This window comes from Chryseobacterium arthrosphaerae, assembly GCF_001684965.1.
Lineage (GTDB): Bacteria > Bacteroidota > Bacteroidia > Flavobacteriales > Weeksellaceae > Chryseobacterium > Chryseobacterium arthrosphaerae.
Window position 1 is genome coordinate 512,993 of record NZ_MAYG01000001.1, and the last position, 13,764, is coordinate 526,756.

Genomic DNA, 13,764 nt, shown 5'->3' on the forward strand with positions numbered 1-13,764 from the left:
TAATTGAATATTATTTTAACATCTGATTTTTAATGTATTATATTTTTTATCTAAAATTTAATTTAAATGATATTATTGACTTTTAACATCGTGAATATTGAGGCTGAAGTAAAAAATGGCTTTCAGGTCACTGATGAAGAAAGGCTGAAAATTGCAGAAGATAACACCAGAGCAATTCTCAGGGTTTTAGATATTCATGATATTAAAGCCAGTTTTTTTGTTGAGGTTTCACTCGCTGAAAAACTGCAGAATCTTATAAAAGCAATTTCATCCAAAGGGCATGAAATTGCTTTTTATAATAAAGGTTCAAAACCGGATGAAATTGAAAATGCCAAGAAGAATATTCAGGATCTTCTGGAAAAGCAGATTCGGGGAATCCGTCAGAAAGATGTAAAAGTGCCGCAGGAAGAATTGAAGATGATGGAATTTAATTATGTTTCCAATATTGATAATGCCAACATTCTTTTTCCGTTCAAGCGTTTGAAAAGAGATACTGAAATAACAGAAGAGGATGGGCTGAGCATTGTGCCGGAAAGTATTTCTCCATACAGCCAGCTGCCGTATAATGATTTTGTGTTTCAGATCCTGCCAATGAAGTATTATCAGGGCATGGTTGTAGAGACACTGCAAAACGAAGAATTTGTCCTGATCTATCTCAACTCATGGCAGTTTACGGATTTTAAGAAATACCGCTTCGATATCCCTTTTTACCGACGTTTGTTTTCGGGTAAAAAAATGGAGGACAAATTAGATGCCCTCCTTACTTTTATCAACGAGAAAGATATGGCTACTTCCCGTATGAAAGATTATATTTTTTAGGTTGCAGGTGTTAGGTAGCAGGTGTGACGCTATAGTTGTTTTTCCTGTAACATAACATCTACTCAGTTTCTAAATTTCTGATTTTGTTTTAAACCTTAAACTAGCTCAATTCAAAAAGCGTAATTTCCGGCAGTACACCGACTCTTCCCGGATATCCCAGTACTCCAAACCCTCTGTTGACGTACAATAGTTTTCCTTCACTTTCGTACAAGTCTGCCCATTTCGGGTAACGGTACTGAACCGGTGACCATTTTACATTTTTAAGATCCAGTCCGAACTGCATCCCGTGGGTGTGTCCCGAAAGGGTCAGATGGATGTTTCCGGGGTGTTTTTTTACCACATAATCAAAGTGGGTAGGGTCGTGGCTCATTAAGATCTTTGCAGCGGATTCCGGTACTCCTTTTAAGGCGTCATCAATTCTTCCAAATTGAGGGAAGGGTTTCAATCCCCAGTTTTCAACACCCAGAATATATAATTTCTCTCCGTTTTTCTCAATCACCCTGTGCTCGTTTCTCAGCATGTCAAAACCGGCTTGCTTTTCATAGTCGATCAGCGTATCCAGGTTTTTCTTTTTGGCATCCAGGGAGGCCCAGGTTACATAGTCTGCATAATCATGGTTTCCAAGAACCGCAAATTTGCCGTCTTTAGCCTTGATTTTTGAAAATAAGGGAATAAACGGTTTGAATTCATCCGCAACATTATTCACCATATCTCCGGTAAACAACACGAGGTCAGGGTTTTGTTCATTGATAAGTTCCACAGCATGCTGCAGTTTGCCGGGATCTGAAAAACTTCCGCTGTGAACGTCAGAAATCTGGATGATTTTATAGCCTTTAAAGCTTTCAGGAAGGTTAGGGAATTTTACTTTTACCCTTCTTACCTTGTGGCGGTATTTCCCGAAAGTGATCCCATCGATGAAGAGGGCAGACAAAACTCCGCTCATTCCTAATCCGACCAGGCTCAGGAACTTTCTCCTTTCCGGGAAGAAATTCTCAGACGGTCCGGCAAAGCCGATCAGGTATCCGCCGATGCGGACAATATCATCGATCAGTAAGAATAGAACAATAAAGATCTTGGGTAAAATAAATATCAGGAACAGGGAGATCATGATCTGAGCTCTTACCATACTCCTGTCTGTTCTCTGGTAATGAGTGATCTCGTACGCAAAAACAGCATAGATGATTAAAGATACTGCCCAATAGCCGGTTCTTATCCAGAAGTTATCTGTAAGCGTTCTTATGGCCTGGTAGATATAAATTTCCAGAAACAGGAAAATACTGGCGGTGATGAAAAGATTTTTTGGCATATTCTGATTTAAAAAAAGCACAAAAGAAGACTTCCTTTGTGCTTTTTTATTTTGTTTTTATAAATTATTAAGGGAGTCTGTAAACGATAGCATTGATGTTCATTCCGGCACCTACCGAAGTCATTACAATGTTACCTTTATCCTTAAACGTTTGACCTTCCATTTTTCCTTTAATTATTAAATCATACATTGTAGGAATGGTTGCTACAGAGGTGTTGCCAAGGTCCTGAATGGTCATAGGGGAGATCGCATGATCGTACTCTTTTACATCGTAAAGCCTGTGAAGTCTCTCGATCATGGCATAATCCATTTTAGCGTTAGCCTGGTGAATTAAGATTTTATCTATATCTTCAATAGAAAGACCTGCATCGGTGATGGTGTCTTTAATGGCAACCGGCACGTTTTTAAGAGCATATTCGTAGATTTTTCTACCCAGCATTCTTACATACAAACGTTTTTGATCTACATTTTTATTGATAGAAGGTTGGTTTTCAAGATAGTTCAGCTCAGGGCCATTGTCGCAGATGGTATTGTGAGCAATAATTCCTACATTTTCATCATCCGTAGCTTTTACCACTACAGCGCCTGCACCGTCAGCAAAGATCATTCTGTTTCTGTCATGTGGGTCTGTTACACGGCTCAGTGTTTCAGCTCCGATAACAAGAATGGTTTTGGCAACTTGAGCTTTGATCAGGTTGTCTGCTAAAATCATTCCTTCTACCCATCCCGGACAACCGAAAATCATGTCATAGGTTACACATTTTCTGTTTTTTATGCCCAGTTTATTCTTTACTCTTGCAGCCATTGTCGGCATGAAATCGGCATAACCGTTTTCTGTAACTTCCCCGAAATTGCTTGCATAAATGATATAATCCAGATCTTCGCCGTCTACTTTTGCATCCTCAAGGGCAATTTTTGCGGCTTCATACCCGATTTGTGAGTTGGAAAGATCGTCTTCTATGAATCTCCTGTTTTCGATTTCTGTAATCTCTACAAATTTCGCAATAGTTTCTTCCACAGGCTTTTCAATCTTTACACCATCCTCTGTGTAGAACTCGGAATTCATGAAATAATCCCTACCAATAACTCTGTTCGGAATATAAGATCCAGAGCCTATAATGATCGTATTCGGCATTCGTTTATATGATTTTTTTAAAGTTGCAAAGTTAATAATTAATATTAATAACGGAGAATTAAAAATATTATTAAATTTGCAAAAATTGTACTTTACAATCTATGAAAAACAATCCGTCCTTAAAAGGCTTACTCATTGCAGCTGTGGCGTTTATCGGTGCCTTTGGGATCTACTTCCTTTTTTTAGCCAAGAAGAATTATTATGTTGTAGATAATCCTACCCCCAATACGTATTACTTTAAAATCAATAACGGTTCAGAAGGAATCATTTCAGCGGGGCAGTATGTGCATGTGGATCTGAATAAAGGGAAAAACTCTATTCAGGTATTTGATCAGAATAAAAAAATGCTTTATGATTCGGCATTCGAAGTGAATAAACTTCGGGGGCTGCTTAATATTGCCCACCAGGATTATTACGTCAACGAACAGTATTACGGATACAACCTTAAGAAAGATTCGTTGCTGATGGCCCTTGATAAAACCGTGATAGACGGAAAAGATTATTACGGAGGAGCAAAACGCTTCAACAAGCTTTACACAGAAGACTTTTATTACAATGTAGATGAAGATTACGATAAGGTAATCAAAAACATTCAGAAAGTGGAATCGAGATCCAAGATCTTCAGAAAGCAGGATTACCTAAATTATTACAAAGAATATTACAAGTTTTAAGTTTTGACAAAAGATATCACCAAAGTTACTCCCTACAATTCAGAGGCTACAAAAAAGAGCCAGGTAGAGGATATGTTCGACAACATTGCACCGAAGTATGACCTTCTGAACCATGTTTTATCCATGAAAATTGATGTTTTATGGAGAAATAAACTGGTAAGATGGATGAAAAATGATCAACCGCAGGAAGTGCTGGATGTGGCTACAGGAACGGGAGATCTGGCTATTACCATTGAAAAAGGAACCGGTTCTAAAGTAGTTGGTTTAGATTTATCACAACAAATGCTGAATGTTGGCGTTATTAAAATAAAAAAACTTAAATTAGACGGCAAAATTTCAATGCAAAAAGGAGATGCAGAAAATTTACCTTTCGAGGACAATAGATTTGATGCTGTTTCCGTTGCATTTGGAGTGAGGAATTTTGAAAACCTTACCAAAGGTTTGGCAGAATTAAGAAGAGTAGTTAAAGATAACAAAAGTGTTTATATACTGGAGTTTTCAAAGGTTGAGGGTTTCATGGGGCCATTCTATATGTTTTATTTCAAAAACATATTACCTGCAATAGGCAGGCTGGTTTCTAAAGATAATAGGGCGTATACATACCTTCCGGATTCTGTAAATGCTTTTCCTTTCGGGGAGAAGATGAAGCAAATTCTTTTAGATACGGGATTTAAGAAAGTAGAATATAAAAAACTAAGTTTAGGTATAGCCACAATTTATAAAGCAACAAAGTAACCTATGAATAAATTTCTATTAAAAGCACTGGTTTTAACCTCAGTAAATGTTGCCATTTTTGCAAATGCGCAATTCAGAACCCGAAACAGAATGGATAAGTTGGAAGATTTCGACGAACAGAAATTCAGCTGGGGGTTTTATTTGAACGGGAACAGACTGGACTACCGCATCGTGTTGCATCCGAGATACGGAATGAGCGATAATCAAAATCTTGTTACCTCTAAAGAAAGTTACAGTTTCGGTGCCGGGCTTATTGCAAAATGGAGACTGAACGACTATCTTGACGTGAGATTAGAACCGGGTTTACAGTTTGCACAAAGACAGTTGACTTTTAATACGCAATCTAATGACATCTATGCCGGCGGATCTTTAACCAATCCTCCTTTCATGCCGATTCCGTTACAGGAAAAAGACAAAGTAAGAGAAATTAAATCTACTCTGGTTGATATTCCTGTTCTTCTGGAACTTCACGGGCAGAGATGGTACAATTCAAGGCCTTACGTTGCCGCTGGGGTAAACTACGTTGTAAACCTTCAGTCTAATGCAACTTCTACCGATGATAACCAGCAGGGAATTTTCAGATCAACCACGCACAACTTTGCATGGTCTGCTGAAATGGGAATTCAGTTTTATTTCAACAAATTTAAACTGACTCCTGCCGTTAGGGGAACTTTCTTCATGAATAATGAAAAAGTGGCTGATAATGCCAATACCCCTCCTTACTGGGCATCTGCCGTATCTACATTGCAGACGAGAGCTGTGATGTTCGTTCTGAAATTCGAATAAAAAATATTTCATTAAAAATATACCGGAGGTGCATTAGCACCTCCTTTTTTGTTGTTATATCAAAATATAGAGTGTTTTATTTTTGTTAGTGTTATTATTTTTTTATTTTTGCTTTTAGTTAGAATATACAAACCTGAAATGCTTCAAGATTTAGAAAACAATTTTTCAGAATTAGAGAGAAAAATTTCGACTCTGCAAAAGAACTATAAAAGTCTTACAGAAAACTTAGCAGAATTAAATATTGAGCATGAAGAGTTGAAGAAGAAGTATGATGAGGAAAGAAGAAGAAATCAGGTATTAGCAGAAGAACAAAAAAATATAAAACTTTATTCAGCAATATCAGGAAATCCTGAACACAATAGATTAATGAAGAACCATATCAACAGATTGGTAAAAGAAATTGATTTCTGTATTGCTCAGCTTCAAAACAGTGGATTATAATGGAGGTAAGGAGAATAACCGTCAACATTGCAGGAAGAGTATATCCGCTGAACGTACCGGCAGCAGAGGAAGAGACTTTGCGTAAAGTAGGGAAGCAGATAGAGAATATGATTAAAGATTTTGAACAGAACTTCGATGTAAGAGATAAACAGGACGCTTTGGCGATGTGTGCCCTGAAACTGGGAACCAATGCAGAAGTGGTATCTCTTAACTACGAGAAAAATATTAATTCTACCAACGAAAGATTACAACAGATCAATCAATCGTTGAATGAAATCGGGAAATAGATTTTTTTTCCTGAACAAAACTGCCTACAATAATTCTAACACATTAAAGGTAAACTCAACGCTAAACAATTACCGAACAAATGTCCATTGAATGGCGTGCCGGTTCTCCGGATTACAGACAATGGAAATCAGTTCAAATCGTGTTGATTAGGAGTTTACTCTCAATCTCTGAATTGTTGTGGGCTTTTTTATTTTTAACAAGGATATGAATACAATTAAAACTCAATATACATTATGATAGAAGTTATAGTAGGTGTTGTTTGTTTGGTAATCGGAGCCGCAGTGGGAATGTTTTTTTCCAGAAGCTCTCTGAATACTAAAGCAAAATTCATCATAGATGATGCCAAGAAAAATGCCGAAAACCTTATAGAAAAAGCTAACGTACAGGCTGAATCCATAAAGAAAGAAAAGAACCTTCAGGCTAAAGAAAAATTCCTGGAACTGAAATCCCAGCATGATGCAGACATCCAGTCCCGTGAAAAGAAAATGCAGGAGGTTGAGAAAAGAACCAAAGACAAGGAGCACAAGCTGAATGACGAGCTTAGCAAGATAGGAAAGCTGGAAAAAGATCTGGATAAGCAGATTGCAGACTATTCTAAAAAGAATGAAATCCTGGAAAAGAAACAGCAGGAACTGGATACGGCAACGGCTAAAAAAGTTGAAATTCTTGAAAAAATTTCAAATTATACAGCTGAAGAAGCTAAAGCTGAATTGGTAGAAACAATGAGAGCTGAAGCTAAAACAAGAGCTCAGGCACACGTTCAGAGCATCATGGAAGAAGCTCAGATGAACGCTAAAAATGAAGCGAGAAAAATCGTTATCCAGACGATCCAGAGAATCGGAACCGAGCAGGCTATCGAAAACTCAGTGTCTGTTTTCAATATTGAATCTGATGAGGTAAAAGGTAGAATCATCGGTAGAGAAGGTAGAAACATCCGTGCTTTGGAAGCTGTAACAGGAGTAGAGATCATCGTTGATGACACTCCGGAAGCCATTCTTCTTTCATGCTTCGATCCGGTAAGAAGAGAGATCGCAAGACTATCCCTTCACAGATTGGTAACGGATGGTAGAATTCACCCGGCAAGAATTGAAGAAGTGGTTGAGAAAACCAGAAAACAAATTGAAGAAGAGATCATTGAAGTAGGAAAGAGAACGATCATTGATTTAGGAATCCACGGATTGCACCCTGAACTGATCAAGATTGTAGGTAGAATGAAATACCGTTCATCTTACGGACAAAACTTACTGCAGCACTCAAGAGAAGTTGCCAATATTGCTGCAACCATGGCTGCTGAATTAGGTCTGAATGTAAAATTAGCCAAAAGAGCAGGTCTTTTACACGATATCGGTAAAGTTCCTGAGCAGGAATCAGAATTACCACACGCATTATTAGGAATGCAGTGGGCTGAGAAATACGGTGAGAACCCGGAAGTGGTCAACGCTATTGGTGCTCACCACGACGAAATCGAAATGAAGTCTCTGTTATCTCCGATCATTCAGGTAGCCGATGCTATTTCAGGAGCAAGACCGGGAGCAAGAAGACAGGTATTGGAATCTTATATCCAGAGACTGAAAGATCTTGAATCTGCCGCATTAAGCTTCGACGGGGTGTCCAGCGCTTATGCAATCCAGGCAGGTAGAGAACTGAGAGTAATGGTAGAAAGCGGAAAGGTAAATGATGAAGTAGCTTCTCAGTTATCTTACGACATTTCTGAAAAGATCCAGAACGAACTGACATATCCGGGACAGGTAAAAGTAACGGTAATCAGAGAAACAAGAGCCGTGAATATTGCCAGATAATAATCGGATTAAGATATTTGATAAAAACCTTTCAAGAAATTGAAAGGTTTTTTATTTTTATCAAAACTTAAAAATGCAAGAACTGTCCCTGTCTTCAAAACTGAAGTACATTTTTTCTATTCCCGTTATTATTTCAGCCCTAGGCTATTTTGTTGACATTTATGACCTCCTTCTGTTTGGAATTGTAAGAATCCCAAGTTTAAAAGCCTTGGGGCTGAACCCTGATGCAGACGGAACGTTTATTCTGAACTGCCAGATGGTGGGGCTTCTTCTGGGAGGAGTATTCTGGGGAATTTTCGGTGACAAAAAAGGAAGACTTTCCGTACTGTTCGGATCTATCCTGGTCTATTCGTTAGCCAATATTGCCTGTGGTTTTCTTCCGTATTTTCCGAAAGAGCATTTGGTGTATCAATACGCTGCTTTAAGGTTTATAGCAGGGATAGGGCTGGCAGGAGAGCTTGGAGCAGGAATTACCCTGGTTTCTGAAAGCCTCCCGAAGAATTTACGGGCCATTGGAACCTCAGTGGTCGCGGGTTTTGGGTTGATGGGAGCAGTTGTAGCCCAACTGACGGTAGAATTGGCAGGCGGATGGAATATCTCCTATATCATCGGAGGGGTGATGGGAATCCTGCTGTTACTGCTCAGGATCAGTGTGTCAGAATCCGGAATTTATAAGAATCTGGAACATAAAAATGTGTCTAAAGGGAATTTTCTGTCCTTTTTTACCAATAAAGACAGGCTGATAAGGTATTTAAAATGTATAGCCGTAGGATTACCTACCTGGTACTGTATAGGCATTCTGGCTGTTTTAGCCAACCAGTTTGCTCCTGAATTGGGAATCCGGGATATCAACCCCGGGAAAGCAATTATGTGGGCTTATGTGGGGATTTCTGTCGGTGACCTGCTGAGCGGTTTTATTTCCCATGCCTTAAAATCCCGTAAAATGGCCATTTTCTATATGCTGATCTTTACATTGATCGGAGTGGCAGTCATGCTGTTCGGAAATACCGATACCGAGACCAAATATTATCTGTTCTGTGTATGGCTGGGCTTTGGTACAGGGTATTGGGCCATGTTTGTTACCCTGGCTGCGGAACAGTTTGGAACCAATATCAGAAATACAGCAACAACAACCGTCCCGAATATGGTAAGAGGGCTGGTGCCTGTCATGATTCTGGCATTTGACTTTTTCAAAGGAAGTTTTTCTGTTGTTGAAAGTGCGGCTATTGTTGGTGCAGTGGTTTTCGGGCTTGCCTTTTATTCGTCACTTACCATTTCAGAAACCCACGACAGGGATCTTGAGTTTACCGAATAAAATAATTATGGATTAATTACGTTCTAATGATATGAAAATAAGATAACTAATCAAATTGTTTAACTAAAAATCAAATCATCATGTCACAGAAAATTTTAAAAAATGCTAAAAAACTAGAAAGGGATAACCTTAAAGAAATTGTAGGGGGAATAAGCGGTACCCCGGATCTGTCTCTTTGCGGATGCAGCTGTACAGGAGCCGTAACAGGTCCGTCATACTGTACAAAATATAGAAGTTGTCTTCAGGTAATGACCTGTTAATCGTAAAATAATCTTTATTCGTATAAGCCTTTCGGGAAACCGGGAGGTTTTTTTGATGGAAAGGAAGCGATGAGACTTGGAAAGCAGGAAAATCAGCTATTCTATTTTTTAATACTCTCATCGGTTTAGAGAAAACAATGAGAAGTAATTTGCTCAATAATAACATTCAGTCTCCTTCTTCCAGCCTTTAAAAAATGCCTGTGCTTATAGAAATTTTTAAATTTGTTTAATAAATAAAAATAATGTATTCCGGATTTTGAATAGATTAATGAGGTTAAAATCAATATATTATTAAAATTTATATTAAAATTTGTTGCGTATATTTAATATTTGTTTAACTTTGGGAGGTAACTAAAACTATATTGTTTAATCCAAAACTAATTCACGTGAACATTATGAAAAATGCTAAAAAACTAAGAAAGGAAGAGCTTAAAAATATTACCGGAGGTCTTGACAGCTGGGCCAATATTGAAATAGATCTGTCCCTTTGCGGATGCAGCTGCTCAGGCGCTGTAACCGGACCTAAATATTGTATTCAATATATAGCTTGTCCGCAGGTATACACTTGTGGTGAGGCAGCTATATAAATTATGACTTCACTATGAAATAAACATTTCCACATTTAATAGGCAGCACCCTTTTGATTTCAAGAGGGTGCTGCTGCTTTTTAACGGATAATGTAAAGGAGACTTCCTACACTGATGGTTACCCAAAGAAGTACAGCAGTCAGTAAAGGCTTAGCACCAATTGTTTTCAACGTCTGGATAGAAAGCGTGGAACCGATGAAAAATAAAGTAAGATTCAGTCCGGATTTGGCCAGGACAGTGATCGAACTGCTGAAACGGTCAAGGATAGGGAAATAAGTGTTCAGTAAAATTGCTATGATAAAATAACCGATAAACCAGGGGATTTTGATCTTCGAATCCTTACTTTTAAAAATAAACATGGTAATCAGGGATACCGGGATGATCCATAAAGCACGGGCGAGTTTTACCGTGGTGGCAACTTTCAGAGCTTCATCACCATATTTACCGGCAGCGCCCACTACAGAACTGGTATCATGAATGCCCACAGCGCACCACAACCCGAATTGCTCCTGTGAAAGATTCAGCAGATGACCGATCGCAGGATAAATGAACAGGGCAATGGAATTCAAAGTAAACACAATGGCCAATGCCAGAGAAATCTGTTTTGTGTTGGGCTTGATGATGGGAGATACCGCAGCAATAGCGCTTCCGCCACAAATAGCCGTTCCTGCAGAGAGAAGATAAGACAGTGGCCTCTCCAGTTTGAATATCTTTCCTAAGAAATAGCCGAGAACCATGACGGTCACTATACTTGCAACAGTCAGCATCAATCCCGTTTTTCCGGCATGAAGTGCCTCATCTAACTTTAATCCGAATCCTAATCCTACAATAGAAATCTGAAGCAGGAGATGGATATACTGATGAAGGTGCTTTTCAAAAGGGTTTCCTATAAAGACAGCCAGTGCAAAACCTAATGCAAGGGCTATGGGAGAAGATATAAGCGGAGTTAAACACAAAACAGCCAATACTGTAAAAATTATTTTCCGGGTCATTTCATTCTGAATGAAATCTTTCATAATGCGAACTTTTAAAATCTGCACCAAAGTTCCGGAATATAGTATTACAAAGTAGATTGTATTTTGTTATGTCTGATAACTGGAAGTTATATCTTTGCCTATTGCCTATTGCCTATTGCCTATTGCCTATTGCCTATTGCCTATTGCCTATTGCCTATTGCCCGGGCCTCATTCTGCAAATCTCAGAAATAGCTTGATCAGCTCAGACTGTTCCCCTTTTGGAAGAATAAAATGAAAATCCCTTTCAATGCTGAAGTTTTTAATGTCAACAATGACCAGACTGTTATTTTTTAATTCACTGACAATAGTACTGATGGAAAGAAAAGCCATTGCATCAGAATGAAGAAGGTAATTTTTGATACTTTCACTGCTTCCCAGCTGCATGACAGTATTCAGTTCGTTAACGTTAATTCCTTTCTCCTTTAAACGGTTTTGTATAAACTCGAGGGTTCCGGATCCCGGTTCACGGAAAATCAGATCAAGGTCATACAGATCCTTTAGTTGTAAAGTTTTATGAGCCAGCGGATGATCTGACTTTGCCGCCAATACAATTTCATCTGCTTTAAAAGTTCTGTAATCAAAATACGAAGACTGGGATTCGCCTTCAATAATTCCCAGGTCTACTTTTTCGTCTTTCAAAAGAGCTGAAACAGCTTCAGTATTCCCCGTAAGAAGCTCGATCTTGATATCTTTATAGTAACTGTTGAATTTGGCTAAAATTTCCGGTAAAATATACTGGGCAACGGTAGTGCTTGCCCCGATAATCAGTTTTCCCTTGTGCTGTTGATTGATCTGGCCGATTTCAAATTCCAGGTCACGATAGATATTTCTGATTTTTTCAGCGTATTCATAAAGAATTTTTCCGCTGCGGGTAAGCTGTATAGAAGTACCCTTGCGGTCAAATAATTTAGATCCTACCTGGGTTTCAATCTCTTTGATATGCTTTGTGACGGCAGGCTGGGAAATATGAAGCTCCTCGGATGCTTTTGTAAAGCTAAGCCTGGATGCCACCGTATGGAAAACTTTTAATCGGTAATCAAACATAGCGTAAAAGTACGAATTATAGTTGGGAGTTTGAGGTGGTGGAGTAAGAGAGTAAGAGAGTAAGAGAGTAAAGGAGAGTGTGTGAAGGGAAAAGGGTGATTGTTAGTTTTGAAATTAATGATAGGTCATCAACTCTTCTATTGATGATAGTTTTTTCAAAGGACAACAATTTCCGTCCTTTGGAGAGGTGTCAAAAATTCAAAGAATTTTTGACGGGATGATAATCAACGGATATTATTATAAAAACTCTGAAATCGATTTCTCCTGCTGGTTTTCATACCTCCTGTTCTTAGCTTCCCCGATCTTTTGTTGGGTATAAATGCTGTTGTGACCGGAAAGAAGATAAGATACCACACAGGCAATGACTATATACACTCCGCATTCTGAACCAAACAACTCAATTCCCATCAGCATACAGGCCAGAGGAGTATTTGTTGCGCCGGCAAATACAGCAACAAAACCCATTCCTGCCAATAATCCGAAAGGTAACGGAATAAAAAGGGATAAAGCGCTGCCCAGCGTGGCACCAATGAAAAACAAAGGCGTAACTTCCCCTCCTTTGAATCCTGCCGAAAGCGTAACAATTGTAAAGATCATTTTTAAAGCAAAATCATACAACGGAAGCTGCTTTTCAAAAGATTCTACGATAACCGGAACTCCCAGTCCTATATACCGGGTTGTTCCCATTGCAAAAACAGCTAAAGCAATAATAATACCCCCTATAACCGGCCGGAGAGGTGGATAGTGAATTTTCGATTTAAAAAAAGATCCCATCCAATGAATGATCCTGCTGAAACCTGCAGCACAGATCCCAAAAACAATACCTGCCAGAATACTATACAGGATAGGAAAAAATTCCAGTTTGGGTATAAAATCAATATGATAATGGGTATGCTTTACATTCCAGAGATTAGTAGTCAGGTCTGCCAGTATTGCTGAAGCAAAAGTCGGGAAGATAGCATTATAACGGATTCTTCCGATCAGAAAAACCTCAAGCCCGAAAACAGCCCCGGCGAGAGGAGTCCCGAATACCGACCCAAATCCGGCTGCAATGGCTGCAATCATTAATGTCTTCCTTTCATTTTTGTCCAGTTGAAAAGGTTTGCTGAGCTGATCGGCAATAGCACCCGCCATCTGAAGAGCTGTTCCTTCACGCCCTGCAGATCCACCGAAAAAATGAGTGACAATTGTTCCTATATAAACGAAAGGAGCCATTTTGAAAGGTATAATTCCTTTCGGCTCGTGAATGGTACTGATCAGAAGATTATTTCCGGCTTCAACCTCTTTTCCCCAATAATAATACAGAAGTCCGATCAGAAAACCTGCAACCGGAAGGAATGCAATGAGCCACCAATGACTTTCCCTGAAATCAGTAGCCCATTCCAGAGACAGTAGAAATCCTGCCGAAGCTGTTCCCACCAAAGCACCAATAATAATACTGATCGCTAACCATTTGACAATATAAGGCAGGGCCGGAAATTTTCTGAAGAAAAAATGAGTGTGAAAAATTGCTTTTTTGCCAAGTGTCCGTTGATTTTTTGACATAATAATCCTGATTAGTT

General features: G+C 38.9%; 15 protein-coding genes. 10 read left to right on the top strand and 5 right to left on the bottom strand.

All coding sequences use genetic code 11. The features are described from left to right. The first annotated feature begins 66 nt into the window (after nucleotides 1-66). A complete protein-coding gene (locus tag BBI00_RS02250; RefSeq protein ID WP_065397245.1) occupies nucleotides 67-819 on the top strand; it encodes a polysaccharide deacetylase family protein in 753 nt (250 codons plus the stop codon). A gap of 100 nt (nucleotides 820-919) precedes the next feature. Here BBI00_RS02250 and BBI00_RS02255 read toward each other — a convergent pair whose 3' ends face one another. Further along, complete coding sequence (locus tag BBI00_RS02255) at nucleotides 920-2,125, bottom strand: metallophosphoesterase (protein ID WP_065397246.1); 1,206 nt, start codon at nucleotides 2,123-2,125, stop codon at nucleotides 920-922. A gap of 67 nt (nucleotides 2,126-2,192) precedes the next feature. Then, nucleotides 2,193-3,260: a 3-oxoacyl-ACP synthase III family protein gene (locus BBI00_RS02260; protein ID WP_065397247.1), complete on the bottom strand. Its 1,068-nt coding sequence runs from the start codon at nucleotides 3,258-3,260 to the stop codon at nucleotides 2,193-2,195. 101 nt (nucleotides 3,261-3,361) lie between these two features. Between BBI00_RS02260 and BBI00_RS02265 the strand changes: the two genes are divergently transcribed. From BBI00_RS02265 to BBI00_RS02305, 9 genes are all read left to right on the top strand, one after another. Next, the gene (locus tag BBI00_RS02265) at nucleotides 3,362-3,931 is read left to right on the top strand and encodes a hypothetical protein (RefSeq protein ID WP_065397248.1); all 570 of its coding nucleotides are present in this window, start codon (nucleotides 3,362-3,364) and stop codon (nucleotides 3,929-3,931) included. A gap of 3 nt (nucleotides 3,932-3,934) precedes the next feature. Then, nucleotides 3,935-4,666 carry a bifunctional demethylmenaquinone methyltransferase/2-methoxy-6-polyprenyl-1,4-benzoquinol methylase UbiE gene (ubiE, locus tag BBI00_RS02270; protein ID WP_065397249.1) on the top strand — a complete coding sequence of 244 codons (732 nt, stop codon included), beginning with the start codon at nucleotides 3,935-3,937 and terminating at the stop codon, nucleotides 4,664-4,666. A 3-nt stretch (nucleotides 4,667-4,669) separates the two neighbouring features. Next, complete coding sequence (gene porT, locus BBI00_RS02275) at nucleotides 4,670-5,452, top strand: type IX secretion/gliding motility protein PorT/SprT (protein ID WP_065397250.1); 783 nt, start codon at nucleotides 4,670-4,672, stop codon at nucleotides 5,450-5,452. A 138-nt stretch (nucleotides 5,453-5,590) separates the two neighbouring features. After that, nucleotides 5,591-5,893, top strand: a complete 303-nt coding sequence (locus BBI00_RS02280) for a hypothetical protein (RefSeq protein WP_065393881.1) — start codon at nucleotides 5,591-5,593, stop codon at nucleotides 5,891-5,893. Further along, complete coding sequence (locus BBI00_RS02285; RefSeq protein WP_045495179.1) at nucleotides 5,893-6,180, top strand: cell division protein ZapA; 288 nt, start codon at nucleotides 5,893-5,895, stop codon at nucleotides 6,178-6,180. Before BBI00_RS02280 ends, BBI00_RS02285 begins: the two co-directional genes overlap by 1 nt. A gap of 234 nt (nucleotides 6,181-6,414) precedes the next feature. Next, complete coding sequence (gene rny, locus BBI00_RS02290) at nucleotides 6,415-7,980, top strand: ribonuclease Y (protein WP_065397251.1); 1,566 nt, start codon at nucleotides 6,415-6,417, stop codon at nucleotides 7,978-7,980. Nucleotides 7,981-8,053: 73 nt separating this feature from the next. Further along, complete coding sequence (locus BBI00_RS02295; protein WP_065397252.1) at nucleotides 8,054-9,295, top strand: MFS transporter; 1,242 nt, start codon at nucleotides 8,054-8,056, stop codon at nucleotides 9,293-9,295. Between the two features lie 80 nt (nucleotides 9,296-9,375). Next, nucleotides 9,376-9,555: a hypothetical protein gene (locus BBI00_RS02300; RefSeq protein ID WP_065397253.1), complete on the top strand. Its 180-nt coding sequence runs from the start codon at nucleotides 9,376-9,378 to the stop codon at nucleotides 9,553-9,555. Nucleotides 9,556-9,950: 395 nt separating this feature from the next. Further along, nucleotides 9,951-10,142, top strand: a complete 192-nt coding sequence (locus BBI00_RS02305; protein ID WP_228394769.1) for a bacteriocin — start codon at nucleotides 9,951-9,953, stop codon at nucleotides 10,140-10,142. A gap of 80 nt (nucleotides 10,143-10,222) precedes the next feature. Here BBI00_RS02305 and BBI00_RS02310 read toward each other — a convergent pair whose 3' ends face one another. The 3 genes from BBI00_RS02310 to BBI00_RS02320 all read right to left on the bottom strand — a co-directional run bounded on the left by BBI00_RS02310 (nucleotide 10,223) and on the right by BBI00_RS02320 (nucleotide 13,747). Continuing rightward, on the bottom strand, nucleotides 10,223-11,158 hold the full coding sequence (locus BBI00_RS02310) for a YeiH family protein (protein WP_065397254.1): 936 nt from the start codon (nucleotides 11,156-11,158) through the stop codon (nucleotides 10,223-10,225). Nucleotides 11,159-11,326: 168 nt separating this feature from the next. Beyond that, nucleotides 11,327-12,202 (bottom strand): LysR family transcriptional regulator, encoded by an 876-nt coding sequence (locus BBI00_RS02315; RefSeq protein WP_065397255.1) that lies wholly within the window; start codon nucleotides 12,200-12,202, stop codon nucleotides 11,327-11,329. 237 nt (nucleotides 12,203-12,439) lie between these two features. Further along, a complete protein-coding gene (locus BBI00_RS02320; RefSeq protein ID WP_185116312.1) occupies nucleotides 12,440-13,747 on the bottom strand; it encodes a voltage-gated chloride channel family protein in 1,308 nt (435 codons plus the stop codon). Between the last annotated feature and the right edge of the window lie 17 nt (nucleotides 13,748-13,764).

What these genes read in the sequence shown, in the direction of transcription:
- BBI00_RS02310 (WP_065397254.1), bottom strand. Translation starts at nt 11,158, where the DNA reads ATGAAAGATTTCATTCAGAATGAAATGACCCGGAAAATAATTTTTACA.
- porT (WP_065397250.1), top strand. Translation starts at nt 4,670, where the DNA reads ATGAATAAATTTCTATTAAAAGCACTGGTTTTAACCTCAGTAAATGTT.
- BBI00_RS02255 (WP_065397246.1), bottom strand. Translation starts at nt 2,125, where the DNA reads ATGCCAAAAAATCTTTTCATCACCGCCAGTATTTTCCTGTTTCTGGAA.
- BBI00_RS02250 (WP_065397245.1), top strand. Translation starts at nt 67, where the DNA reads ATGATATTATTGACTTTTAACATCGTGAATATTGAGGCTGAAGTAAAA.
- rny (WP_065397251.1), top strand. Translation starts at nt 6,415, where the DNA reads ATGATAGAAGTTATAGTAGGTGTTGTTTGTTTGGTAATCGGAGCCGCA.
- BBI00_RS02305 (WP_228394769.1), top strand. Translation starts at nt 9,951, where the DNA reads ATGAAAAATGCTAAAAAACTAAGAAAGGAAGAGCTTAAAAATATTACC.
- BBI00_RS02320 (WP_185116312.1), bottom strand. Translation starts at nt 13,747, where the DNA reads ATGTCAAAAAATCAACGGACACTTGGCAAAAAAGCAATTTTTCACACT.
- BBI00_RS02295 (WP_065397252.1), top strand. Translation starts at nt 8,054, where the DNA reads ATGCAAGAACTGTCCCTGTCTTCAAAACTGAAGTACATTTTTTCTATT.
- BBI00_RS02260 (WP_065397247.1), bottom strand. Translation starts at nt 3,260, where the DNA reads ATGCCGAATACGATCATTATAGGCTCTGGATCTTATATTCCGAACAGA.
- BBI00_RS02265 (WP_065397248.1), top strand. Translation starts at nt 3,362, where the DNA reads ATGAAAAACAATCCGTCCTTAAAAGGCTTACTCATTGCAGCTGTGGCG.
- BBI00_RS02285 (WP_045495179.1), top strand. Translation starts at nt 5,893, where the DNA reads ATGGAGGTAAGGAGAATAACCGTCAACATTGCAGGAAGAGTATATCCG.
- BBI00_RS02300 (WP_065397253.1), top strand. Translation starts at nt 9,376, where the DNA reads ATGTCACAGAAAATTTTAAAAAATGCTAAAAAACTAGAAAGGGATAAC.
- BBI00_RS02280 (WP_065393881.1), top strand. Translation starts at nt 5,591, where the DNA reads ATGCTTCAAGATTTAGAAAACAATTTTTCAGAATTAGAGAGAAAAATT.
- BBI00_RS02315 (WP_065397255.1), bottom strand. Translation starts at nt 12,202, where the DNA reads ATGTTTGATTACCGATTAAAAGTTTTCCATACGGTGGCATCCAGGCTT.